Here is a 21,306-nt window from a genome sequence, read left to right as displayed (position 1 = left end):
CGTCCGCCCCGACTCGCCCCGAGCGCAACGCACCAGGAACATCGCCCATGAGCAATATCGATCTGGACAGCCCCTCCACCAACCCGACGCAGACCCGGCACTTCAACGACATCGTCGCCGGCATCGTGTCGCGCCGCGGCTTCATGAAGCGTGGCCTGGGTCTTGGTGCCGTCGGCTTCATGGGCGCGAGCCTGGCCGCCTGTGGCGGCGGCAGTGATGACGACACGGTCACGCCCGAGCCGACCCCGACGCCCACGCCCACCCCGCCGAAGACGATGCTGGGTTTCACGCAGGTGGCCGCCAACACGGGGGACGCCATCACGCTGCCCACGGGCTACAGCCACCAGGTCTTCTGTGCCTGGGGCGATCCGCTCTTCCCGCAAAGCCCCGCCTGGCAACCCAACGCGAGCAACGATGGCGCCGCCCAGGCCCTGCAGTTCGGCGACAACCACGACGGCATGCACTTCTTCCCGCTGGCCGAGGGCAACAGCGCCGAAGGCCTGCTGGTGATGAACCACGAGTACCTGAACGACGAGTTCTTCTACGCCAAGGGCATCGAGCCGGGCGTCGAAGGCAAGTGGACGCTGGACAACGTGCGCAAGGGCCAGCACGCCCATGGCATCACCGTGGCCCACGTCAAGCTCGAGGGCGGCCAGTGGAAGGTCGTGATCCCGTCGCGCTACAACCGTCGCCTGCACCTGAATTCGCCGATGGTCCTGACCGGCCCGGCCGCCGGCCACCGCCTGCTGCAGACCAGCGCCGATCCGTCGGGCACGTCGGTGCTTGGCACGGTCAACAACTGCGGCAACGGCTTCACGCCGTGGGGCACCTACCTCACCTGCGAAGAGAACTTCAACGGCTACTTCGGCACCCTGTCGGGCGCCGACAGCCGCGACGCCCAGCAGCGCCGCTATGGCCTGTCCGCGCAGCGCTCGGGCTACAAGTGGGAAGACTTCGACGCCCGCTTCGATTACGTGAAGGAACCCAACGAATCCAACCGCTTCGGCTGGATCGTCGAGATCGACCCCTTCGATCCCTCCAGCGCCCCCAAGAAGCGCACCGCGCTGGGCCGCTTCAAGCACGAGAACGCCGCCGCCACCTTTGCCAACGACAACCGCGTCGTGGTGTACATGGGTGACGACCAGGCCAACGACTACGTCTACAAGTTCATCTCGGACAACAAGTTCGACGCCGCTACCCCCGCGCTGAATCGCAACCTGCTCGAGACCGGCACGCTGTACGTCGCGCGCTTTGGCGACGGCCCGACCAAGAACGACATGATGGGCGCGGGCGAGTGGATCCCGCTGGTGCTCGCCACCCGCACCACCGACGGCCGCACCCTGGGCGATCTCTTTGCCGACATGGGCGAGTTGCTGGTCAAGACCCGCCTGGCCGCCGACGCCGTGGGCGCCACGCCGATGGACCGTCCGGAGTGGGTCAACGTCCACCCCGAGACCCGTGAGCCCTACCTCACCCTCACCAACAACAGCGGCCGCCGCGAAGGCAACACCGACGACGCCAACCCGCGCGCCAACAACGTCTACGGCCAGATCATCCGCTGGCGCGAAGAGAACGGCGATCCGGCCGCGCTCGCCTTCACGTGGGATCTGTTCGTGCTGGCCGGCAACCCGGTCGTGGGCACGGGCCTGAACAAGGGTTCGGACAACGTCAACGCCGACAACATGTTCAACAGCCCGGACGGCCTCGCGTTCGACAACGACGGGCGGCTGTGGATCCAGACGGACGGTTCGTTCGCCAATACCGGTGCCTACGCCGGCATGGGCAACAACCAGATGCTGGTGGCCGATCCCGCCACGCGCGAGATCCGCCGCTTCCTCGTCGGCCCCTCGGGCTGCGAGATCACCGGCATCACCTGGACTCCGGACCAGAAGTACGTCTTCATCAACGTGCAGCACCCGGGCGAGTACGGCAGTCACCCGCGCAAGCCGGCCGCCGCGCCGCAGGATGATCCGCTGGCCTTCTCGCAGTGGCCCACCCGCGAGGGCGGCCGTCCGCGCTCGGCCACCGTCGTGATCTGGAAGAACGACGGCGGCGTGGTCGGGACCTGATCCTCCGACAGGGGGAGGCGGCAGCCTGTACACTGGGCCCGAACCCAAAGGCTGCCGCATGCAACCCTCTCCCACCTCGTTCGATGCCGCCGTCGTCGGCACCGGCATCGCGGGCATGGCCGCCGCGCTCGCCCTGGCGCGACGCGGCGTGCGCGTGTCCTTGCTTGGCCCGCGTCCGGCGCTGCCGGACGCCCGGCCGGACGTCTTCGATCCCCGCGTCTACGCGCTCTCCCCGGCCAGCCAGGATTTCCTGATGCAGCTGGGCGCCTGGGGTGCCATCCCGCCTGAACGCATCACGGCCGTCGAGGCCATGGACATCGCCGGTGACGGCGCCACCGTGCATCTGGCTGCCGCTCAGGCCGGCCTGCCCGCCTTGGCCAGCATCGTCGAAGGCCAGGCCCTCGAACGCGCGCTGCGCACGGCGCTGCAGGTGTTCGGCGTGCCCTGGACGGCCTCGCGCTTCACCGGGCTCACGCGCCGCACCGACAGCAGCGATCTCGAACTGCACGTGGAAGGCGGTGCCCGCCTGGCCACGCGTCTCGCGGTGGCGGCCGACGGTGCGGCCTCGCCGCTGCGTGCCGCCGCAGGCCTGTCCGTGCAGCAGCGCGATTACGACCACACCGGTCTCGTCGTGCATCTGGATGCCGAGCTTCCCCATCTGGGCACCGCCCTGCAGTGGTTCACCGATCATGGCGTGCTGGCCCTGTTGCCACTGCCGGATACGGCCGATGGCGCGCAGGTGTCGATGGTGTGGTCCATGCCGCGCGAGCGCGCCGCCGAACTTCAGGCGCTGCCGCCGGACGATCTCGGGCCGCGCCTCACGGCCATGCTCGCCGACGTCACGGCCGGGCGTCTTGGCCGGCTCACGCCGCGCTCGGCGCTGCACGGCTTTCCGCTCACGCTGCTCACCGCGCCCCAGATCGTGGCGCGTGGCGTGGCGCTGGTCGGCGATGCGGCTCACGTCGTGCATCCGCTGGCCGGCCAGGGGCTCAACCTCGGGCTGGGCGACGCCCATGCCCTGGCTGAGGCCGTCGGCGGTCGTGAAGCCTATCGCGGCCCCGGCGACGAGCGCGTGCTGCGCCGCTATCAGCGCGGTCGTGCCGAGCCCGTCACCGGCATGCGCCTGGCAACCGATGGTCTCTACCACCTGTACCAGGCACCGGTCGGGCTGCTGCGCTTCGCGGGCATGCGTCTCGTCGAGCAGTTGCCCTTTGCCAAGCGCGCGCTGATCCGCCGCGCATCCCAGTTCTGAGAGGTTTGCCATGATGTCCCGTCTGCTGCGCGCCGCTGGCGCGCTTCTCCTGTCCTTTGCCACCGCCGCTGCCTGGGCCGCCGACGCCGATACCGTCAAGGCGCGCTTCGCGGAAAAGTTCGGCGGAGTGCCTGTGGAGAGCGTCACGGCCACGCCCTATGACGGCCTCTTCGAAGTGCAGATCGGCGACGAGCTCGTCTACACGGATGCCGACGTGCGCTTGTGATGCAGGGCGCGCTGGTGGACGCGGAATCGCGCCGCAACCTCACCACGGCCCGCCTGGAGCAGCTCAACGCCGTGGCCTTCTCGGACCTGCCGATGGAACTCGCCTTCACGCAGGTGCGCGGCAACGGCAGCCGGCACATCGCGGTGTTCGAAGACCCGAACTGCGGCTACTGCAAGCAGTTCCGGCGCACGCTGCTGGAGGTGGACGACATCACGGTGCACACCTTCATGTATCCCATGCTCGCGCCGGACTCGGCCGACAAGGTGCGTGACGTCTGGTGCGCCAAGGACAAGGCAGCGGCCTGGGATGCCTGGATGATCGAAGGCAAGCGCCCGGCCACGGCCAGCTGCGACGCGCCGCTGCCGCAGATGGTGGCGCTGGGCCAGAAGCTGCGCGTGCGCGGCACGCCCACCATCATCTTTGCCGACGGCACCCGCGTGGGCGGCGCCCTGCCCCGTGCGGCGTTCGAAGAGCGCCTGGCGAAGGTCGCCGCGCGCTGAGGCTGACCGCGGGCCCCCGGCCCGCACGCCCTGCCTTGCCCCGGCCGCGCCGGGCCGCGATCCCGATGCCGCTTCGCTGGATCTCTCGATACGCAGCGACACACCCCGAAACTAGACGACCGGTCTATTTTTTCCTAGACTGGTCACATGACACTCACGAAAAAGGCTGAAGCCACGCGCGAGCACATTCTCGACACGGGTCGGGCGCTGGTGTTGCGCAAGGGCTTCTCGGGCCTGGGGCTGCAGGAAATCCTCACGACCTGCGGGGTGCCCAAGGGCTCGTTCTATCACTACTTTCCGTCGAAGGAGGCCTACGGCTGCGCCCTGCTGCAGCACTATGTGGACGACTACGCCCGACGGCTGGAGGCGTTGCTTGCCCCTGCGCCCCACGATGGCCGCACGCTGCTGATGCGCTACTGGTCGGCGTGGCTGGGGGATGCCGAGCGGGCAGCGTGGGTGGATGGCTGTCTCGTCGTGAAGCTCGCGGCCGAAGTCTCGGACCTGTCCGAGGACATGCGGCAGGTGCTGGACGCCGGGGTGCAGCGACTCCTGGCCAGGCTCGCCCGCCTCATCGATGCCGGGCGCGCCGACGGGTCGATTCCTCCGGGCGCACCTGCGCTGGCCGTGGCCCGCCTGCTGTATCAGATGTGGCTGGGCGCGGCGCTGCTGGCCAAGCTCGGGCGCGATCCCGCCCCGTTGCGGCAGGCGCTGTCCGCCACAGAACACCTGCTGGCCTGCGGCACGGATGCCGCGGTGCCCGCGTCCCTGCAATGATCTCTGGAGAACGTCGATGCACAAGATCCTGATGGTACTGACCTCGCATGACCGCCTGGGCGACACGGGCAAGAAGACCGGCTTCTGGCTGGAAGAATTCGCAGCGCCCTACTATGTCTTCAAGGACGCGGGCGCCGACGTGACGCTCGCCTCGCCTGCCGGCGGGCAGCCGCCGCTGGACCCGAAGAGCGACGCGCCCGACGCCCAGACGGACGCCACGCGACGCTTTCGCGAGGACGCGCAGGCCCAGCAGGCGCTGGCCAGCACGGTGCCGCTCGCGCAGGTGGATGCCGCCGCCTTCGACGCCGTCTTCTACCCGGGCGGCCACGGCCCGCTGTGGGATCTGGCCGAGGACACGGCTTCGATCGCCCTGATCACCGCCACCGCTGCCGCCGGCAAGCCGCTCGGCCTGGTCTGTCATGCGCCGGGCGCGCTGAAGAACGTCAAGACGGTTGATGGCAAGCCGTTCGTTGCCGGCCGCCGCGTCACGGGCTTCTCCAACGCAGAAGAAGCCGGGGTGGGTCTGACCGACGTCGTGCCCTTCCTCCTCGAGGACGTCTTCAAGCAGCAGGGCGGCGATTACCAGAAGGGCGGCGACTGGCAGCCCTTCACCGTCACCGATGGCCGCCTGGTCACCGGCCAGAACCCGGCCAGTTCCGAAGCCACTGCCCGCGCGCTGCTCAGCCAGCTCGCCTGACCCGCCCGACCCCACAGGAGTACACCGCATGCGCAGCGCCATCCACACCACCTTCGGTGAACCGGCCGACGTCCTCACCCTGGCCGATCGCCCCATGCCTGAACCGGGCCCGGGCCAAGTCCGCATCAAGATGCGGCTCGCACCGATCCACAACCACGATCTCTGGACCGTGCGCGGCAACTACGGCTACAAGCCCGAGCTGCCGGCCATCGGTGGCAGCGAAGCCGTGGGCACCATCGATGCCCTGGGCGACGGCGTCACCGGCGTCACGATCGGTCAGCGCGTGGCGGTGGCGTCAGCGCGCGGCTCGTGGGCAGAGTACTTCGTCGTATCGGCCAAGGGCCTCCTGCCCGTGCCGGACAGCATCCCCGACGAGGCCGCCGCGCAACTCATCGCCATGCCCTTCAGCGCCATTTCGCTGCTGGATTTCCTGAACGTCGAGAAGGGCGACTGGGTGCTGCAGAACACCGCCAATGGTGCCGTGGGCAAGACGCTCGCCATGCTGGCGCGCAGCCGCGGTGTGCACACGATCAATCTGGTGCGCCGCGACGCGGGCGTGGCCGAACTCAAGGCCCTCGGCATCGAGAACGCCGTGTCCACCGCACAAGCGGGCTGGCAGGACAAGGTGCGCGCCATCGCGGGCGACGCCCCGATCAAGGCCGCGGTGGATTCCATCGGCGGCGAGGCGGCTCGCGACCTGCTCGCCTTGCTGGGCGAGGATGGATTGCTCGTGTCCTTCGGCAGCATGGGCGGCGATCCCATGGTGGTCCCCTCGGGTGACGTCATCTTCAAGCAGATCACGATCAAGGGCTTCTGGGGCTCGAAGGTGAGCGCGGCGATGCCGGCCGACAAGCGCACCGCGCTCATCGGCGAGCTGGTGCAACTCGTGGCGAAGGGCGAGCTCACGCTGCCCGTTGAGGGCATCTTCGACCTCGCGGACGCCGACAAGGCGGCTGCCGCCAGCCTGCAGCCAGGCCGCAAGGGCAAGATCCTGCTGCGCGCCTGAGCCCGCGAGGACTACGGTGCGACGGAGCCCTGGGCGTGGATGTCCAGGGCTTCGAGAAACCGCGACACCATGTTGTAGGCCGCCACCGTGGCCGTGAGCTCCACGACGTGCTGGGGCGAGAAGCGCTCACGGATCGCCGCGAACACCGAGGCCTCGACCTGCACGTGGCGGGTCATGGCATCGGTGTACGCCAGCACGGCGCGCTCGGTGTCGTTGAAGTGCGGGCTGTCGCTCCACTGGGCCAGATCGTCCAGCTGCGCCTGCGTGATGCCTTCGCGCAACGCGATCGGCGCATGCTGCTCCGCTTCGTAAGGTGCGCCGTTGATGACGGCCACGCGCATGATGACGAGCTCGCGCAAGTCCCCCGGCAGCGTGCTCTGCTGCCGGATCGCGGTGAGATACGTCAGCCATCCTTGCGCGACAGGCGGACTGTGCATCAGCATCTGATACAGATGCAGCACGCTGCCACGTTCAGCCACGATGCGGTCCGCGAGGGCTTTCACCTCCGGTCGGGACACATCCGCGTAGGGAAGTCGGGCCATGGAAACAGACTCCTTGTTCATGGGTTGATGATGGTCGCACGAATATGACGGGACCCCGGTGACGGTGCCTCAGCGCGTCGCGACGACAAGGCCCCCATCGACGACGAGATGGGTGCCGGTGATGTACCGGCTTTCGTCTGCGGCGAGAAACAGGGCGGCGTGGGCGGTGTCCCAGCCATCGCCCATGTGCTGCATCGGCACCTGCTTCTGCCGATGCGCGATGAAGCCCGCGGTGTCGCCTTGGGCGTACTTGGCGGCGAGCCCGTCGATGAGCGGCGTGTGCATCAAGCCTGGCACCACGCAATTGAGACGGATGCCCTCGGCGGCGTGGATCACGGCCGTCGTGGCCGTGAACTGCATCAAGGCGGCCTTCGCGGCCGCATAGGCGACCTGAGGCTTGCCGATGTAGCGCAGGCCCGCCACGGACGACACGTTGACGATGCTGCCGCCGCCCTGACGCTGCATGACGGGGATGACGTGCTTGCACGTGAGAAAGGCGCTCTTCAGATTGACCTCGAGCTGCGCATCCCACACGGCCTCGTCCATGTCCACCGGCCCGCCGGGCTGCGAGAGCCCGACGTTGTTCACGAGCACGTCGATGCGGCCGTACAGCGCGAGGCAGTCGGCCACCATGGCGCGCACCTGCTCGCCATCCGTGGCATCGCATGCGACCACGTGGATCTCATTCCCCTCCTCGGCGATCACGTCGCGCGTGCGCTGCGCGTGAGCCAGGTGCAGATCCGAACCATAGACCTGTGCGCCCTGTCGAGCCAGCAGGGCCGCGGTCGCGCGCCCGTTGCCCCAGCCTTCGGCCACCGAACCACACCCTGTCACCAGGGCCACCTTTCCATCGAGTCTGAGCACGCTGCCTCCGCCACTTTGCTGTTCGAGGCCTCCATCATAGAGACTAGCGACGGGATGGACTGCGCCACGAGGATTGCCGCAGGCCGCCCGACAGCCGCCGCCACAATTGCGAAGACTTTGTGAAGCCCGGCGCGCGCGCCTTGCGCCCTGGCGCGCGCCCGTGGAACACTGCGCCATTGTGTTGAAGGCGCCCTGGTCTGGCCATGCGTTTCGGCATCACCTCCAAGCTGTTCCTCGCGATCCTCGCCACCTGCATCGCCGTGGCCATTGCCATGGGCATCGCCGTGCGCTGGAGTTTCGAATCGGGCTTCGAGAGCTACGTGCGCGAACGCGAGGAGCGCCGCGCCGATATGCTGAGCGACGTGCTGGCCGACATCTACCAGGAATCGGGTGACTGGCGCGCGCTGCGTGCCGAGCCGCGCCGCTGGGCGCGCATCCTGCGCTCGATGCCGGATCCCAACGCGGTGCCACCCGGCCCGCATACCGGTCCCGGGCCCGGCCCGGGCCCACGCCCCGGCCCGCCGCCTCGCTACACGCCTCCGCCGCCCTTCTATCTGGTCGATACCGATGGCACGCTCGTGGCCGGCGAGCCGCTCGGCCGCCAGGACGCCGCCTCGCCGCGCTACCCCGTGGACGTGGGCGGGCAGACTGTGGGCTGGCTCGTGGTGCAGCCGCGCGGCCAGGCGCCCAACGCGCTGGACGAACGCTTTCTCGCGCAGCAACTGAAGGCAACCTGGATCATCAGCGGGCTCTCCGTGGTGCTCGCCGCGCTGGTGAGCGTCCTGCTCGCCCGCGGTCTGCTCGCGCCCGTGCGCCGGCTGGGCCGCGCCACCCAGCGCCTGGCCGCCGGCGATTACGCCACCCGCGTGCCGGGCGAGACCCGCGACGAGCTTGGCCAGCTTGCGCGCGACTTCAACCATCTCGCCCTCACGCTGGAGAAGAACGAGCGACTGCGCCGCGACATGGTGGCCGACGTCTCGCACGAGCTGCGCACGCCGCTGGCGGTATTGCGCGGCGAACTCGAAGCCCTGCAGGATGGCGTGCGCACGCTGACGCCCGCCTCGCTCGAATCGCTGCAGGCCGAGGTGGCCACGCTCAGCAAGCTCATCGACGACTTGTACGAGCTCTCGCTCGCCGACATCGGCGCGCTGAGCTATCGCATGACGCGGGTCGACGTCGCCGGCCTGCTGCGCGCCGCCTGCGGGCCGTACCACGACCGCCTCGCCGCCAAGGGCATCGGACTCTCAGTGGACGCCCCCGAGTCAGTACCCGCCGTGATGGCCGATCCGCAGCGTCTCACGCAACTCTTCAACAACGTGCTCGAGAACGCCTTGCGCTACACGGATGCCGACGGCCTGGTCCAGGTGCGGCTGCGCGCGCTCGCCGGTCATCTGACCATCGATATCCTGGATTCGGCCCCCGGCGTGCCTGAGCATCTGTTGCCGCGCCTCTTCGACCGGCTCTTTCGCGCCGAGACCTCGCGCAACCGCGAGCGCGGTGGTGCAGGACTAGGCCTTGCGATCGTGCAACGCATCGTGGAAGCTCACCGTGGCACGATCCAGGCGCTGCCCTCCAACCTGGGCGGCGTGCGTATCGCCATCACCTTGCCGCTTGCGCCCGTGCGCACGGCGCCCGCCTGACCGAGACTGCCATGCCCCGTATCCTCATCGTCGAAGACGAACCCAAGCTGGCGGCACTGCTGGTCGATTACCTGCAGGCCGCAGGCTTCGAGACGGTCCACGTCGCCGATGGCCTGGCCGCCCTGCCGGCCATCGAGCGCGAATCGCCGGATCTCATCGTGCTCGACATCATGCTGCCGGGGCGCGACGGGCTGGACATCTGCCGGGAGCTGCGCCGCACGCGCGAGACGCCCGTCGTCATGCTCACGGCCCGGGTCGAGGAGATCGATCGCCTGCTCGGCCTCGAACTGGGCGCGGACGACTACATCTGCAAGCCCTTCAGTCCGCGCGAGGTGGTGGCACGCATCAAGGCTGTGCTGCGCCGTACGGGTCCGGGTCGCGCCGCGGCCGCCGAGTCCCTGGGCGCCCTGCAGATCGATGCCGGCGCCTATCGCGCCAGCCTCGATGGCAAGCCGCTGGATCTCACCCCGGTGGAATTCCGCCTGCTCAAGGCCCTGGCGAGCGCACCGGGCCAGATCTTCTCGCGGGATCGTCTCCTGGATCACCTCTACGACGATCACCGCGTGGTGACGGACCGCACCGTGGACAGCCATGTGAAGAACCTGCGCCGCAAACTCGAGGCGGTACGAGACGGCGAGACGATCCGCTCGATCTACGGCGTGGGCTACCGTCTGGACCTCTGAACCGGACCAACGCTCACGTGTCTTCACATTGCCTGCGCATTCCGGCCTGATTTCCTGCCGGTTCGGTGCGTAAGCTGGGTTCCATCGGCTGGCACTCAGGCCACCGTGATCGGAAATCCCTGGAGGTTGCCCCATGAAACACCATCGCGCCACTCGCATCGCTCTCATGTCCACCCTGGTGGCTGCCTTTGCCGCGCCCGTGCTGGCCCAGCAGGCTCCCACCGCCACGATCAACGAATCCGTCTCCACCACCGCAGCCACGCCGCGCCCGGATGCGCCGCCCCCCGGCCCGCACGCCCATCGCCCGGGTGGCCCCGGCGGCCCCGGCATGCACCACGGCCCGCGTGGCGACCGCCTGCTGCATGGCATCGAGCTGACCGAGGCCCAGAAGGACAAGGTGTTTGCCCTGCGTCATGCCGCGGCACCCGAGATGCGTGAGGCCATGAAGGCCTCGATGAACGCCCGCAAGGAGCTGCGCGAACTCGCCAACGGCACGAACTTCGACGAGGCGCGTGCCAAGCAGATCGCCGACGCCGGCGCTGCCGCCCAGTCCAAGGCCGCCGTGCTGCGCGCCAAGACCGAGCACGACATCCTTGCCGTGCTGACCCCCGAGCAGCGCACTACGCTCGAGACGCGCCGCAAGGAAGCCGAGGCGCGCTGGGAGCAGCGCCGCGAGGAGCGTCGCGAAGCCCGCGCCGAGCGCGGCGAACGGGGCGGCGAACGCCGTGCCGGCACGGCGGGTGCTCCGCCTGCGCCCGCCGCCACCGACGCGCCGCCCCCTGCCCCTGCAGCCCGCTGATGCAGGAGGACGGCCTGACGCCCGTCCTCCTCTATAGTGCGGTCTGGCCCGCCGGTTGCTTCACCCCGGCGGCCATGCCCGGCGGGCCCTCGTGCCCGCCGGTTTGTCTTTTCCGCCCGCCTCCTGTCGCCTGAGCATGAAACCCACGAAGAAGAACCGCGTGGTTCGGACCCTCCTGATCCTGGCCATCCTCGTGGCCGTGGCCGTCGTGGTCAAGGTCCTGTTCTTTCCGCCCGCACCGCCGCCCGCGCCCGTCACCGCCGAAGCCACCCGCGGCAATATCGAAAACACGGTGCTTGCCACCGGCACGCTGGAGGCGCTGCGCCTCGTCAGCGTGGGCGCCCAGGTGTCCGGCCAGTTGCGCACGCTGAAGGTGGAGCTGGGTGACGAGGTCAAGCAAGGACAGGAGCTCGCCGAGATCGATTCGCTCACCCAGCAGAACACGGTGCGCAACACCGAGGCGCAGATGCGCACGGTGCGCGCCCAGCGCGCGGCGCAGGTCGCCTCGCGCAAACAGGCCGAGCTCGAGTTCGCGCGGCAGAAGCAGCTGCTTGCCATCGACGCGAGCTCGCGCCAGGAATACGAGGCCGCCGAAGCCACCCTCGGCACCGTGCGCGCCCAGATCGCCGCACTCGACGCGCAACTCGCGCAGGCAGAGATCGCCGTCGACACGGCCAAGGTGAATCTCGGCTACACGCGCATTCTCGCCCCCATGGACGGCACCGTGGTGGCGCTGATCGCGCAGGAAGGCCAGACCCTGAACGCGAACCAGCAGGCCCCCACCATCCTCAAGCTCGCACGCCTGGACACGCTCACCGTGAAGGCGCAGATCTCCGAGGCGGACGTGGTGCGCGTCAAGCCCGGACAAGAGGTGTACTTCACCATCCTCGGCCAGCCCGACAAGCGCTATTACGCCAAGCTGCGCTCGGTCGAGCCCGCCCCCGAGTCGATCGCCACGGAATCCAGCACCTCGCAGGGCAGCTCCTCGAGCAGCTCGTCGAGCTCGGCCATCTACTACAACGGCCTCTTCGACGTCCCCAACCCGGACGGCACGCTGCGCATCTCCATGACGGCGCAGGTCAACATCGTGCTCGATAGCGCCAAGGATGCCGTGATCGTACCGAGCGCCGCCGTGCGCCCGGGCAACAAGCCTGGCACGTCGATGGTGCGCGTGCTGGATGACCAGGGCGTGCCCCAGCCGCGCGAGGTGCAGGTGGGCATCAACAACAACATCAATGCGCAGGTGCTGTCCGGTCTGGAGCCGGGCGAGCGCGTGGTGATCGGGCCGGGCGCACGTCCGGCAGGCGCCGGCGGCAATCAGCCCGCCCGCATGCCCCCGCGCATGAGGCTGTAAGCCGTGGCCCAACCGCTGCTCGAACTGAAGGGCGTTCGCCGCGAGTTCCCGGCCGGCGACGAGATGGTCGCCGTGCTGAAGGACGTCGATCTCACGATCGAAGCGGGCGAGATGGTCGCCATCGTGGGCGCCTCCGGCTCCGGCAAATCCACGCTCATGAACATCCTGGGCTGTCTGGACCGGCCCAGCGCAGGCGTGTATCGCGTGGCCGGCCGCGAGACCGGCAAACTCGAACCGGACGAGCTCGCCGAGCTGCGTCGCGAGCACTTCGGCTTCATCTTCCAGCGCTATCACCTGCTGTCGGATCTCACGGCGCGCGGCAACGTCGAGGTGCCCGCCGTGTATTCGGGCACGGAGCCGGATGCCCGCCACGAGCGCGCTGCCGCCCTGCTCACCCGGCTGGGCCTGGCCGAGCGCGTCGATTACCGTCCGGGCCAGCTCTCCGGCGGGCAGCAGCAGCGCGTGAGTATCGCGCGCGCTCTCATGAACGGCGGCGAGGTGATCCTCGCCGACGAGCCCACCGGCGCCCTGGACACGCACAGCGGCCAGGAGGTCATGACCATCCTGAAGGAGCTGCACGCCGAAGGCCACACCATCATCATCGTCACGCACGACATGAAGGTGGCCGAGAACGCACAGCGCATCATCGAGATCAGCGACGGGCGCATCATCGGCGACACGCGCCAGCCGGATGCAGTGCGCGGCCAACGCCACGTCGAGGAACGCACGCGCCGCGGCGGGCTTCTCGCCGCCGGCTGGGGCCGGTTGTCCGAAGCCTTCCAGATGGCCGTGCTGGCGATGAACGCACATCGCTTGCGCACCTTCCTCACCATGCTGGGCATCATCATCGGCATCGCCTCGGTGGTGTCCGTGGTGGCGCTGGGCACGGGCTCGAGCCAGCAGATCCTCTCGCGCATCAGCTCGATGGGCACCAATACCATCGACGTGCTGTCCGGACGCGGCTTCGGCGACGAGCGCGCGGGCCGGGTGCAGACGCTCGTGCCGGCCGATGCCGTGGCACTCGCCCAGCAGCCCTACGTGGACAGCGTCACGCCCACCGTGAACAGCAACGCGAGCCTGCGCTATCGCAACGTCTCGGCCAACGGCAACATCAACGGCGTGGGCGAGCAGTTCTTCCGGGTGCGCGGCTACACCATCGGCGAAGGGGTGGCGTTCGGCACCGATGCGGTGCGCCGGCAGTCGCAGGACGTGGTGATCGACCCCAACACGCGCGACACGCTCTTCGGCCCGAACGTGAACCCGGTGGGCGAGGTGATCCTGCTCGGTGCCTTCCCCGCCCGCGTGATCGGCGTGACCGAGCCCATGCCCAGCGCCTTCGGCAACAGCGACGCGCTGAACGTGTGGATCCCCTACACCACGGCGATGTACCGGATCCTCGGGCAGTCTCACCTGCGCAGCATCACGGTGCGGGTGAGCGACAACGTCTCGCCGGCCGAGGCCGAGGCCAACCTCACCGACCTCATGACCCAGCGCCACGGGGTGCAGGACTTCTTCGTCATCAACACGGACAGCATCCGCCAGACGATCGAGAGCACGACGGCCACCATGACGCTGCTCATCTCGGCCATCGCCGTGATCTCGCTCATCGTGGGCGGCATCGGCGTCATGAACATCATGCTCGTGTCCGTCACGGAGCGCACCCGGGAGATCGGCGTTCGCATGGCCGTGGGCGCGCGTCAGAGCGACATCATGACGCAGTTCCTCATCGAGGCCGTGCTCGTGTGCCTGATCGGCGGGGTGCTCGGCATCCTGCTCGCGCTGGGGGTGGGCGAACTCATCAGCAGCGTGGCCGGCGACAGTTTCACGATGGTGTACTCCACGACCTCGATGGTGGCCGCCTTCGCCTGCTCCACCTTGATCGGCATCGTGTTCGGCTTTCTGCCGGCGCGCAACGCCGCCCGTCTGGACCCGGTCGATGCCCTTGCTCGCGATTGATCTGCGCCGGGTGCCCCGCACCCGGCCCCTGAGGATGACGATGACCACTCGCCCGCTGCCGGGCGCGCTGCGCCCCCTGCTGCTCGCCGCCACGCTGGCCCTGGCCGGTTGTGGCTCGCTGCTGCACACCCCTTACGAGACCCCGGCGACCACCGTGCCCGCGCGCTGGAATGCCGAGCCGGCGCAGGCCGCCCCGGCCCCCGCCGTGGATGCCGATCCCTGGTGGCGCCGCTTCGGTGATCCCGGCCTGGACGCGCTCGTGGACACCGCGCTGCGCACCAACAACGATCTGGCCGCGGCGGCCATCCGCGTGCGCCGTGCGCAATTGTCGGCAGATTTCTCGCAGACCAATCTGTATCCCGGCATCTCTGCCGGCACCAACGCCAGCGCCACGCGCCCGCTGCGCGACAGCAGCGCACGCAGCGAATCCTTCGGCGTGTCCGCCACCGTGAGCTACGAGGCCGATCTCTGGGGCCGCCTGGGCAGCGTGCGCGACGCGGCCGTCTGGGAAGCGCGCGCCACGGATGCCGATCGCCAGAGCACGGCGCTGTCGCTTGTGGGCACCACCATGACGCTCTACTGGCAGACGGCCTTCATCAACGAGCGCATCGCCGTCGCCCAGCAGAGCATCGACTACGCGCAACGCACGCTCGATCTCGTGCGGGGCCAGTACGGGGTCGGTGCGGTGTCGGGTCTGGAGGTGTCGGAAGCCGAATCGGCCCTGGCCACGCAGCAGGCGAACCTCACGCAGCTGCAGCAACAGCGTGTGGAGAGCCTGAACGCGCTCGCCATCCTGCTGGACGGCCCGCCCAACCAGGGCGTGCCCGTGCCGGCGAGCTTGCCGGACACCGCCCTGCCTGCGCTGCCGGCCGGCGTGCCCGCAGACTTGCTGGGCCGTCGCCCGGATCTGCGCGCGGCCGAGTGGCGCCTGCGCGGCACGCTGGCGAGTGGCGATGCCGTCCGGGCGAGCTACTACCCGACACTCTCGCTCACCGGCTCGCTCGGCAGCGTGAGCAGCGCGCTCGCCAACGTGCTGCAAAACCCCATCGCCACGCTGGGTGCCGGGCTGGTGCTGCCCTTCCTGCAGTTCAACCAGATGCAGATCGACAATGCGATCTCGCGAGCGGAATATGAAGAAGCCGTCGTGCAGTTTCGCCAGACGCTGTATCAGGCGATGAGCGACGTGGAGAACGCCTTGTCCGCACGCGAATCGTTGGCGCGCCAGGGCGAGCTCCTCACTGCCGCGCTCGAGGCGGCGGAGCGGGCCGAAACGCTGAACGAAGCACGCTATCGCGCTGGCGCCGTCGCCTTGCGTGTCTGGCTGGATTCGCAGGAACGCCGCCGCAGCGCCGAGATCGCCGTCTCCGAGAACCGCCTGCAGCAGTACACGAATCAGGTGTTGTTGTATCAGGCGCTCGGTGGGGATACGGTGCTGGCCGATGCTGGCGTGGCCCCTCGCGCAGCCGCAGCGGGGCAGACAGGCAGCTGACGCCGGCAAACCCCGGACGGGGTCTGGCTGCCGGCGAGCCATCCTCCGCGCAGGACACGAGGCGCCACATCACGTGGCGCCTCCCGCTTGATCAGAACGACGCCGTCATGGTCGCGAAGTACGCGCGGCCCGGCTCGTTGTACGTGGCAGCACCAGCATAATCGGCTGAGCCGCCGCGATACAGCTGCTTGTCGAAGAGATTGTTCACCCCAACGGCAAAGCGCAGGTTGCGGTTCACGCGATAGTTCGTGGAGAGGCCCACGGTGGCATAAGGCTTCACGTCCTGCCGGTTGGCTTCCGGGATCTCCACGTTGCGGCGCGCCGTGTAGGTGGGCGAGACCTGCTTGCCGTACCACGTGAGGCTGGCCTGCGCCCCCCACTGGTCATTGATCTGCCAATCCAGCGTCGAATTGACGGTGAATTCCGGGATGATGCTGAGCGGCTCGCCCGTGGCCTTGTCCTTGGACTCGATCATGTAGGTGACGTTGGTGTTCCAGTCCAGCGAGGGCGAGAGCGGAATGAAGACGTTGCCTTCGACACCCTCGACCAGCGCCTTGCCGGTGTTCTCCCACTGCAGCACGCGCGCGCCGTTGGGCAGCGTGGCGACGTTCACGTTGCTCGCAATGATCTTGTTGCGGTAATCATTGCGGAAGTACGCCCCGCTCGCGCGCCACGTGCCGGCGTCGTACGCCAGGCCGATCTCCTTGTTCACGCTGGTCTCGGGGGCGAGATCCGCGTTGCCCTGCAGGAAGCAGCCGTTCAGGTTCGTCTGAGCCTGGTTGCAGCCAAAGCCGCGGCTGTACAGCAGGTAGTTCGGGTTGGACTGATACAGGTTGGGCGCCTTGTAGGCGCGCGCGATCCCGCCCTTCAACGTCAGGGCCTCGGTGATGCGGTAGGACGCATTCAGGCTCGGGCTCCAGTTGCTGCCGAAGCGATTGTGGTGGTCCATGCGCAGGCCCGGCGTGATCGTCGTGCGCTCGCCCGCCTCGATGTTGTCCTCGAGGAAGACGGCATAGCTGCGCGCCGAGGTCTTGGTCTCGTTGCGCGAGAACCCGGGGATGAGACCGGGTGCTGGATCCCATGAGTTGCCGCGCAACGAGCCCGGATCGTCCAGGCTCTCGCGCAGGTATTCCACGCCCACGGTGGCCACGTGCTCGAAGCCCAGCTTGAAGGGCACATTCACTTCGCCCGCGGCGCGCGTGTTCTTCAGGCGCGAGGCGAACCAGCCGGCGCCTTCCTGCGGCGCACCTTCCGGGCCGCCCGCCAGGCCTTCGTTCAGGCGCGAATTGCGCGTGTTGTCCTGCGAGAGCGAGACCCGCGAATCCCCCCAGTCCCAGCGGCCGCGATGGGTCAGGCCCACGTTGGTGCGGTACATGACGTTGGTTTCCTGGCCGTACAGGCTGTTGATGTAGGCCGGGTTGCCGCCGCCGTTGTTGAGCATCGTGTCGCCCGCGTAACGGTTGCCCTGGCGGCTGTAGCCCACGTCCACGTCCAGGTCCTGCCGGTCGGTCAGTGCCCAGGTGAGCAGGCCGTTGACGTCCTTGTTGACCACGCCTTCGCGCCCCGCGATGTTGACCTGGTCGGCGGTGTAGTTGGCCGCGTTGATGTCGATGGCGTCAGGCTGGGTGCGGCTGTAGTTGCCGTACACGCGAAAGCCCACGCGGTCCGTCACTGGCCCGCTCAGGCGAAAGTTCGTGCGGTAGGACGCGCCCTCGGCACTGTCTTGCGGCTGCAGCGTGTACACCGTGGCCGAGCCGGACAGGCCATCCGTGGGGCGCTTGGTGATGATGTTGACCACGCCGCCCATGGCACCCGAACCGTAGCGCGCCGCCGCCGGGCCGCGCAGCACCTCGATGCGCTCGACTTCCTCGGCGGGCACCCAGTTTGTGTCGCCGCGCGTGTCGCGATCGCCGTTCCAGCCGTAGCGCACCGAATTGCGCGAGGACACGGGCTTGCCGTCGACGAGGATCAACGTGTTCTCCGGGCCCATGCCGCGGATGTCCACCTGGCGGTTGTTGCCGCGATTGCCGCTTGCGCTGTTGCCGGTGAGGTTAACGCCCGGTTCGCGACGCAGCACTTCGGACAAGTCACCCGCCGGCGGCGCTTCTCGATCTCTTCTGCGGTGATCACCGAGACGCCCAGCGACTCGCGCACTTCCTGTTCGGCGGTGCCCAGCACCTGGATCGTCTGCAACTCCTGTACGGCGGGCGTCGTCTGCGCCAGCGCGGCGCCGGATACGAACATGAGAACGGCGCAGCGCACCGGGGTGATGACAAAAGACATGGCCTTTCCTGGCGGAGGCTGCCTGACGTGAGCGACAGCGAGGGGATGAGAGGATGTAACTTTGCGCGACGCGCAGCCGCCATTCTAGTATCAAATGCGAATCGTTATTGTTGTTTTTTACAAGAAGACCCTTGTCCGTGCCCTGGATGGGCGCTCAAGAAGCACGATGGCGCTGCCGTGCCCGATCCTGGACGTGAGGACGGCGGAACGCGCCCAGGCCCGTTCCGCCGTCTTGTCCTGCCACCCTCACCCGGACAGACCGGGCGCGGCTTACTCCACGTTCAGCCCAGCGGCCTCGACCACGGCCTTGGAGGACGCGTAGTCGGCCTTGAGCACGTCGCCAAATGCCTGCGGGGTCATGGTGCGAGGCTCCACGCCCTGCGCGACGATCGCAGCGCGCACGTCAGGCATTTCCAGGATCTTGTTCACTTCCGTGTTGACCGTCGTGACGATCGCCGAATCGGTGCCCGTCGGCATGAACAGGCCATACCAGGTGCTCACGTCGAATCCGGGATAGCCCAGTTCCGCCACGGTGGGCACCTCTGGCAGCGAGGTGCTGCGCGCCGCCGACGTGACGGCGAGTGGACGCAGGCTGCCCGACTTGATCTGTGCCATGGCCGACGGCACGGACGACACCATCAGGTCCACGTTGCCTGCGAGCACGTCCATCATGGCCGCGTTCGAACCCTTGTACGGGATGTGGCGCATGTCCATGCCGGCAGCCGTCTTGAAGCTCTCGCCCGCCAGGTGAATGGTGGTGCCCGAGCCCGGCGAGCCATAGGTGACGGTATCCGGCTTGGCCTTGGCCGCCGTCACCACATCTGCCAGCGTCTTGTAGGGGGAGTCGGTGCGCGTGACGATCACGATGGGCGTGAAGCCCACGTGCGCCACCGGCACCAGATCCTTGACCGAGTCGTAGCCCACGTTCTTGTAGAGCCAGGGGCCCACGGCCAGATTGTCCTTCTGGCCCATCACCATGTGATAGCCGTCGGCCGGCGCGCGTACCGCCGCCGCGATGCCGATGGTGCCGCCTGCGCCGCCCCGATTCTCGGCGACCACGTTCCACTGCTTGTGTTCGCCCAGCTTGGCAGCGACCAGTCGCGCCAGGATGTCCGTGCCACCACCCGGCGGGAACGGCACCACCATCTGGATGGCCTTGGCGGGATAGGTCTGGGCGATCGCGCCCCCACAGACCAGCGTACCGGCCACCGCAAGGGCAGCGAAGGAAAAGTGGCGACGGTTCATCCGGATCTCCGGGGTTGTCATTGGGGGCGTCAAGGATACCGGAAAGCCGCCCCGGCGCTAGCCCTTCGAACGCGCCCCTCGCGAAAACCCTGAGACGGCGACGGCCTGCGGGCACCGCGCGAAATTCACCACAGTCATCGCCACGCCGCTTGCTTGTCCCGTACGGTTGAAGGTGTTGCCGAACCCATTCGCACGGCGTCGGCACAACGTCTTAAAGCTACCACTAGGTGATACACTTTTGCTGCGCACGCTGCTCGCTACCCGCTTGGCCGACACCTGGTTCTTCCTCATTGGGTTCGCCAAGAACGATCGCGCGAACATCACGAATGCCGAGCTACAGGCTCTGCGCGCACTGGCAGACGAGTTGCTGCCCTTGTCCCCGGCACAACTCGCGCTGGCCGCGCATGCCGGAACACTTCTGGAGATCTGCCATGACCTCGCCACGCAGCAACATCCTGGATGACGTTCACGAGACGGCGCTGGATCTGCATCGACTAGGGTTCATCGACAAGCGCAAGATGGCCAACTTCGATGCACTCTGCCTGGCACCCTTGCCAGATTACAACGCTGAACGCATTCGCGCGTTGCGCGATAGCCTGCAAGTGAGCCAGTCCGTCTTGGCGGCTGTGCTCAACACCAGCGTATCCACGGTCCGTCAATGGGAGCAGGGGGGCAAGCATCCCAGCGGCCCCTCGTTGAGACTGCTGGATCTGCTGGCGCGCAAGGGGCTCAGCGCCGTCCTGTAGACGGCGCCTTTCTCAACGGTCGACGCCGGCGCCCCTGCCCCCTTCGGCCACAGCACCCACATGCGGCCGTTTTGCTTCATGCGGCCGGCCACGGCGCCGGCTTCCTCGCCGAAGCCCCAGAAGAAATCCGCACGGGCCGCGCCCTTGATGGCACTGCCAGTGTCCTGGGCGAACACGAGGCGGTTCAGCGGCTGGTTGCTGCCCGGGTAGGTGGTCGAGAGCAGCACGGGGCTGCCCAGCGGCACGAACTGCGGGTCGACGGCGATGGCGTGCTGGGCGGTGAGCGGCACCCCGAAGGCGCCGCGCGGGCCTTCGCCAGCGCGCGCCACGGGTTCTTCGCGGAAGAACACCACGGACGGATTGGCGTTGAGCATCTCCTGCACGCGGGCAGGATTGCGGCGCGCCCATTCGCGGATGTTCTGCATGGAGGCCTGGGCCAGCGTCAGCTCGCCCTGATCCACCAGCCAGCGGCCGATCGAGTTGTAGGCGTGCCCGTTCTGGTCCGCATAGGCGAGGCGGATGGTCTCGCCACCGCCCCAGCCATCGAGCTGGGCGCGGCCCGAACCCTGAACCTGCAGGAAGAAGGCATCGACCGGATCGTCGACCCACACCAGTGCCTTGGGCTGGCGGTCGCCGCGCGACAGATCGGCCCGCGTGTCGTACGGCACCACGCGGCGGCCATCGACGAGCTTGCCGCGCACGCGCTTGCCGGCGAGCTCGGGATAGGCGCTACCCAAGTCGATGATGAGCAGGTCGTCCGGCACGGCGTACAGCGGCCACTGGAACGCCCCGCCACGCTTGCGCGAGGCGCGCACGAGCGGCTCGTAGTAGCCCGTGACCGTGTTGGTGGCGGCCTTGCCGCCGCTCGTGACCTGCCAGGGCTGCAGGCGATCCTGCAGGAAGCGCTGCACGGTGGCGGGCTGGGCGGGGTTGACGCCGTTGGCCGGATCGAACGCGGCCACGCAGACATCCCGCCAGGCGCGGGCGGCCACCACGGGCGAGCCACTGCCCACCGGGCGCATGCCGCGTTCGAGCACGGCCTGGCAGTTGCGCTGCAGGGCGTCCCAATAGGCGGAAAGATCACCGGGCTCCCAGGTGGGTACGCTGCTCCAGCTTGCCTGCGCGAAGCCCGGCAGCGCCTGCCCGGCGCGCAGGGCGCTCGCGGCAGGCAGCCGCGCGGG

19 protein-coding genes and 1 pseudogene are annotated in these 21,306 nt (G+C 68.4%); 15 read left to right on the top strand and 5 right to left on the bottom strand.

Going from position 1 to position 21,306, the window contains the following annotated elements:
* Positions 1–47: 47 nt before the first annotated feature.
* The 7 genes from IMZ29_RS10055 (at position 48) to IMZ29_RS10030 (ending at position 6,524) form a co-directional block, all read left to right on the top strand.
* The gene (locus IMZ29_RS10055) at positions 48–2,069 is read left to right on the top strand and encodes a PhoX family protein (RefSeq protein ID WP_216183325.1); all 2,022 of its coding nucleotides are present in this window, start codon (positions 48–50) and stop codon (positions 2,067–2,069) included.
* A gap of 58 nt (positions 2,070–2,127) precedes the next feature.
* Positions 2,128–3,321, top strand: a complete 1,194-nt coding sequence (locus IMZ29_RS10050) for an FAD-dependent monooxygenase (RefSeq protein ID WP_216183324.1) — start codon at positions 2,128–2,130, stop codon at positions 3,319–3,321.
* A 10-nt stretch (positions 3,322–3,331) separates the two neighbouring features.
* The gene (locus tag IMZ29_RS23275) at positions 3,332–3,547 is read left to right on the top strand and encodes a disulfide isomerase DsbC N-terminal domain-containing protein (RefSeq protein ID WP_371820206.1); all 216 of its coding nucleotides are present in this window, start codon (positions 3,332–3,334) and stop codon (positions 3,545–3,547) included.
* On the top strand, positions 3,547–4,047 hold the full coding sequence (locus IMZ29_RS10045) for a DsbC family protein (protein WP_371820205.1): 501 nt from the start codon (positions 3,547–3,549) through the stop codon (positions 4,045–4,047). The genes IMZ29_RS23275 and IMZ29_RS10045 overlap by 1 nt, the downstream gene beginning before the upstream one ends.
* Before the next feature lie 147 nt (positions 4,048–4,194).
* A complete protein-coding gene (locus tag IMZ29_RS10040) occupies positions 4,195–4,821 on the top strand; it encodes a TetR/AcrR family transcriptional regulator (protein WP_216183322.1) in 627 nt (208 codons plus the stop codon).
* 16 nt (positions 4,822–4,837) lie between these two features.
* Entirely contained in the window at positions 4,838–5,518 is a 681-nt protein-coding gene (locus IMZ29_RS10035) for a type 1 glutamine amidotransferase domain-containing protein (RefSeq protein WP_216183320.1), read from the top strand.
* 28 nt (positions 5,519–5,546) lie between these two features.
* Positions 5,547–6,524 carry a zinc-binding dehydrogenase gene (locus IMZ29_RS10030; protein ID WP_216183318.1) on the top strand — a complete coding sequence of 326 codons (978 nt, stop codon included), beginning with the start codon at positions 5,547–5,549 and terminating at the stop codon, positions 6,522–6,524.
* Between the two features lie 11 nt (positions 6,525–6,535).
* Here IMZ29_RS10030 and IMZ29_RS10025 read toward each other — a convergent pair whose 3' ends face one another.
* A complete protein-coding gene (locus tag IMZ29_RS10025) occupies positions 6,536–7,066 on the bottom strand; it encodes a carboxymuconolactone decarboxylase family protein (protein WP_216183316.1) in 531 nt (176 codons plus the stop codon).
* 69 nt (positions 7,067–7,135) lie between these two features.
* Entirely contained in the window at positions 7,136–7,930 is a 795-nt protein-coding gene (locus IMZ29_RS10020) for an SDR family NAD(P)-dependent oxidoreductase (RefSeq protein WP_371820203.1), read from the bottom strand.
* Between the two features lie 203 nt (positions 7,931–8,133).
* Between IMZ29_RS10020 and IMZ29_RS10015 the strand changes: the two genes are divergently transcribed.
* From IMZ29_RS10015 to IMZ29_RS09990, 6 genes are all read left to right on the top strand, one after another.
* Positions 8,134–9,570 carry an ATP-binding protein gene (locus IMZ29_RS10015; RefSeq protein ID WP_371820202.1) on the top strand — a complete coding sequence of 479 codons (1,437 nt, stop codon included), beginning with the start codon at positions 8,134–8,136 and terminating at the stop codon, positions 9,568–9,570.
* 11 nt (positions 9,571–9,581) lie between these two features.
* On the top strand, positions 9,582–10,253 hold the full coding sequence (locus IMZ29_RS10010; protein ID WP_216183312.1) for a response regulator: 672 nt from the start codon (positions 9,582–9,584) through the stop codon (positions 10,251–10,253).
* Between the two features lie 133 nt (positions 10,254–10,386).
* The gene (locus IMZ29_RS10005) at positions 10,387–11,052 is read left to right on the top strand and encodes a Spy/CpxP family protein refolding chaperone (protein WP_216183310.1); all 666 of its coding nucleotides are present in this window, start codon (positions 10,387–10,389) and stop codon (positions 11,050–11,052) included.
* A 136-nt stretch (positions 11,053–11,188) separates the two neighbouring features.
* Positions 11,189–12,406 (top strand): efflux RND transporter periplasmic adaptor subunit, encoded by a 1,218-nt coding sequence (locus IMZ29_RS10000; RefSeq protein ID WP_216183308.1) that lies wholly within the window; start codon positions 11,189–11,191, stop codon positions 12,404–12,406.
* 63 nt (positions 12,407–12,469) lie between these two features.
* Positions 12,470–14,362, top strand: a complete 1,893-nt coding sequence (locus tag IMZ29_RS09995; protein WP_253207025.1) for a MacB family efflux pump subunit — start codon at positions 12,470–12,472, stop codon at positions 14,360–14,362.
* 40 nt (positions 14,363–14,402) lie between these two features.
* Positions 14,403–15,851 carry an efflux transporter outer membrane subunit gene (locus IMZ29_RS09990; RefSeq protein WP_216183304.1) on the top strand — a complete coding sequence of 483 codons (1,449 nt, stop codon included), beginning with the start codon at positions 14,403–14,405 and terminating at the stop codon, positions 15,849–15,851.
* Between the two features lie 91 nt (positions 15,852–15,942).
* Here the strand turns inward: IMZ29_RS09990 and IMZ29_RS09985 are convergent.
* Positions 15,943–18,134 (bottom strand): annotated as a pseudogene (locus IMZ29_RS09985) (FepA family TonB-dependent siderophore receptor).
* Between the two features lie 270 nt (positions 18,135–18,404).
* Entirely contained in the window at positions 18,405–19,379 is a 975-nt protein-coding gene (locus IMZ29_RS09980) for a Bug family tripartite tricarboxylate transporter substrate binding protein (protein ID WP_216183302.1), read from the bottom strand.
* Between the two features lie 238 nt (positions 19,380–19,617).
* Between IMZ29_RS09980 and IMZ29_RS09975 the strand changes: the two genes are divergently transcribed.
* Positions 19,618–19,842: a type II toxin-antitoxin system RelE/ParE family toxin gene (locus tag IMZ29_RS09975; protein ID WP_216183300.1), complete on the top strand. Its 225-nt coding sequence runs from the start codon at positions 19,618–19,620 to the stop codon at positions 19,840–19,842.
* Positions 19,811–20,125: a helix-turn-helix domain-containing protein gene (locus IMZ29_RS09970; protein ID WP_216183298.1), complete on the top strand. Its 315-nt coding sequence runs from the start codon at positions 19,811–19,813 to the stop codon at positions 20,123–20,125. Before IMZ29_RS09975 ends, IMZ29_RS09970 begins: the two co-directional genes overlap by 32 nt.
* On the opposite strand, the gene mltA is transcribed toward IMZ29_RS09970, so the two are convergent.
* Positions 20,035–21,306: murein transglycosylase A (gene mltA, locus IMZ29_RS09965; RefSeq protein WP_216183296.1), on the bottom strand; the 1,272-nt coding region annotated here is incomplete at its 5' end. The two genes, IMZ29_RS09970 and mltA, sit on opposite strands and share 91 nt — an antisense overlap.

It is taken from the genome of Verticiella alkaliphila, assembly GCF_018904615.1.
GTDB lineage: Bacteria > Pseudomonadota > Gammaproteobacteria > Burkholderiales > Burkholderiaceae_B > Verticiella > Verticiella alkaliphila.
Note: the sequence above shows the minus strand (reverse complement) of the source record. Positions and strands in the feature narration are given on the sequence as shown.

Coding starts and splice junctions, on each gene's coding strand:
- IMZ29_RS10055 (WP_216183325.1), top strand. CDS start 48: ATGAGCAATATCGATCTGGACAGCCCCTCCACCAACCCGACGCAGACC.
- IMZ29_RS10050 (WP_216183324.1), top strand. CDS start 2,128: ATGCAACCCTCTCCCACCTCGTTCGATGCCGCCGTCGTCGGCACCGGC.
- IMZ29_RS23275 (WP_371820206.1), top strand. CDS start 3,332: ATGATGTCCCGTCTGCTGCGCGCCGCTGGCGCGCTTCTCCTGTCCTTT.
- IMZ29_RS10045 (WP_371820205.1), top strand. CDS start 3,547: ATGCAGGGCGCGCTGGTGGACGCGGAATCGCGCCGCAACCTCACCACG.
- IMZ29_RS10040 (WP_216183322.1), top strand. CDS start 4,195: ATGACACTCACGAAAAAGGCTGAAGCCACGCGCGAGCACATTCTCGAC.
- IMZ29_RS10035 (WP_216183320.1), top strand. CDS start 4,838: ATGCACAAGATCCTGATGGTACTGACCTCGCATGACCGCCTGGGCGAC.
- IMZ29_RS10030 (WP_216183318.1), top strand. CDS start 5,547: ATGCGCAGCGCCATCCACACCACCTTCGGTGAACCGGCCGACGTCCTC.
- IMZ29_RS10025 (WP_216183316.1), bottom strand. CDS start 7,066: ATGGCCCGACTTCCCTACGCGGATGTGTCCCGACCGGAGGTGAAAGCC.
- IMZ29_RS10015 (WP_371820202.1), top strand. CDS start 8,134: ATGCGTTTCGGCATCACCTCCAAGCTGTTCCTCGCGATCCTCGCCACC.
- IMZ29_RS10010 (WP_216183312.1), top strand. CDS start 9,582: ATGCCCCGTATCCTCATCGTCGAAGACGAACCCAAGCTGGCGGCACTG.
- IMZ29_RS10005 (WP_216183310.1), top strand. CDS start 10,387: ATGAAACACCATCGCGCCACTCGCATCGCTCTCATGTCCACCCTGGTG.
- IMZ29_RS10000 (WP_216183308.1), top strand. CDS start 11,189: ATGAAACCCACGAAGAAGAACCGCGTGGTTCGGACCCTCCTGATCCTG.
- IMZ29_RS09995 (WP_253207025.1), top strand. CDS start 12,470: ATGGTCGCCGTGCTGAAGGACGTCGATCTCACGATCGAAGCGGGCGAG.
- IMZ29_RS09990 (WP_216183304.1), top strand. CDS start 14,403: ATGACCACTCGCCCGCTGCCGGGCGCGCTGCGCCCCCTGCTGCTCGCC.
- IMZ29_RS09980 (WP_216183302.1), bottom strand. CDS start 19,379: ATGAACCGTCGCCACTTTTCCTTCGCTGCCCTTGCGGTGGCCGGTACG.
- IMZ29_RS09970 (WP_216183298.1), top strand. CDS start 19,811: ATGACCTCGCCACGCAGCAACATCCTGGATGACGTTCACGAGACGGCG.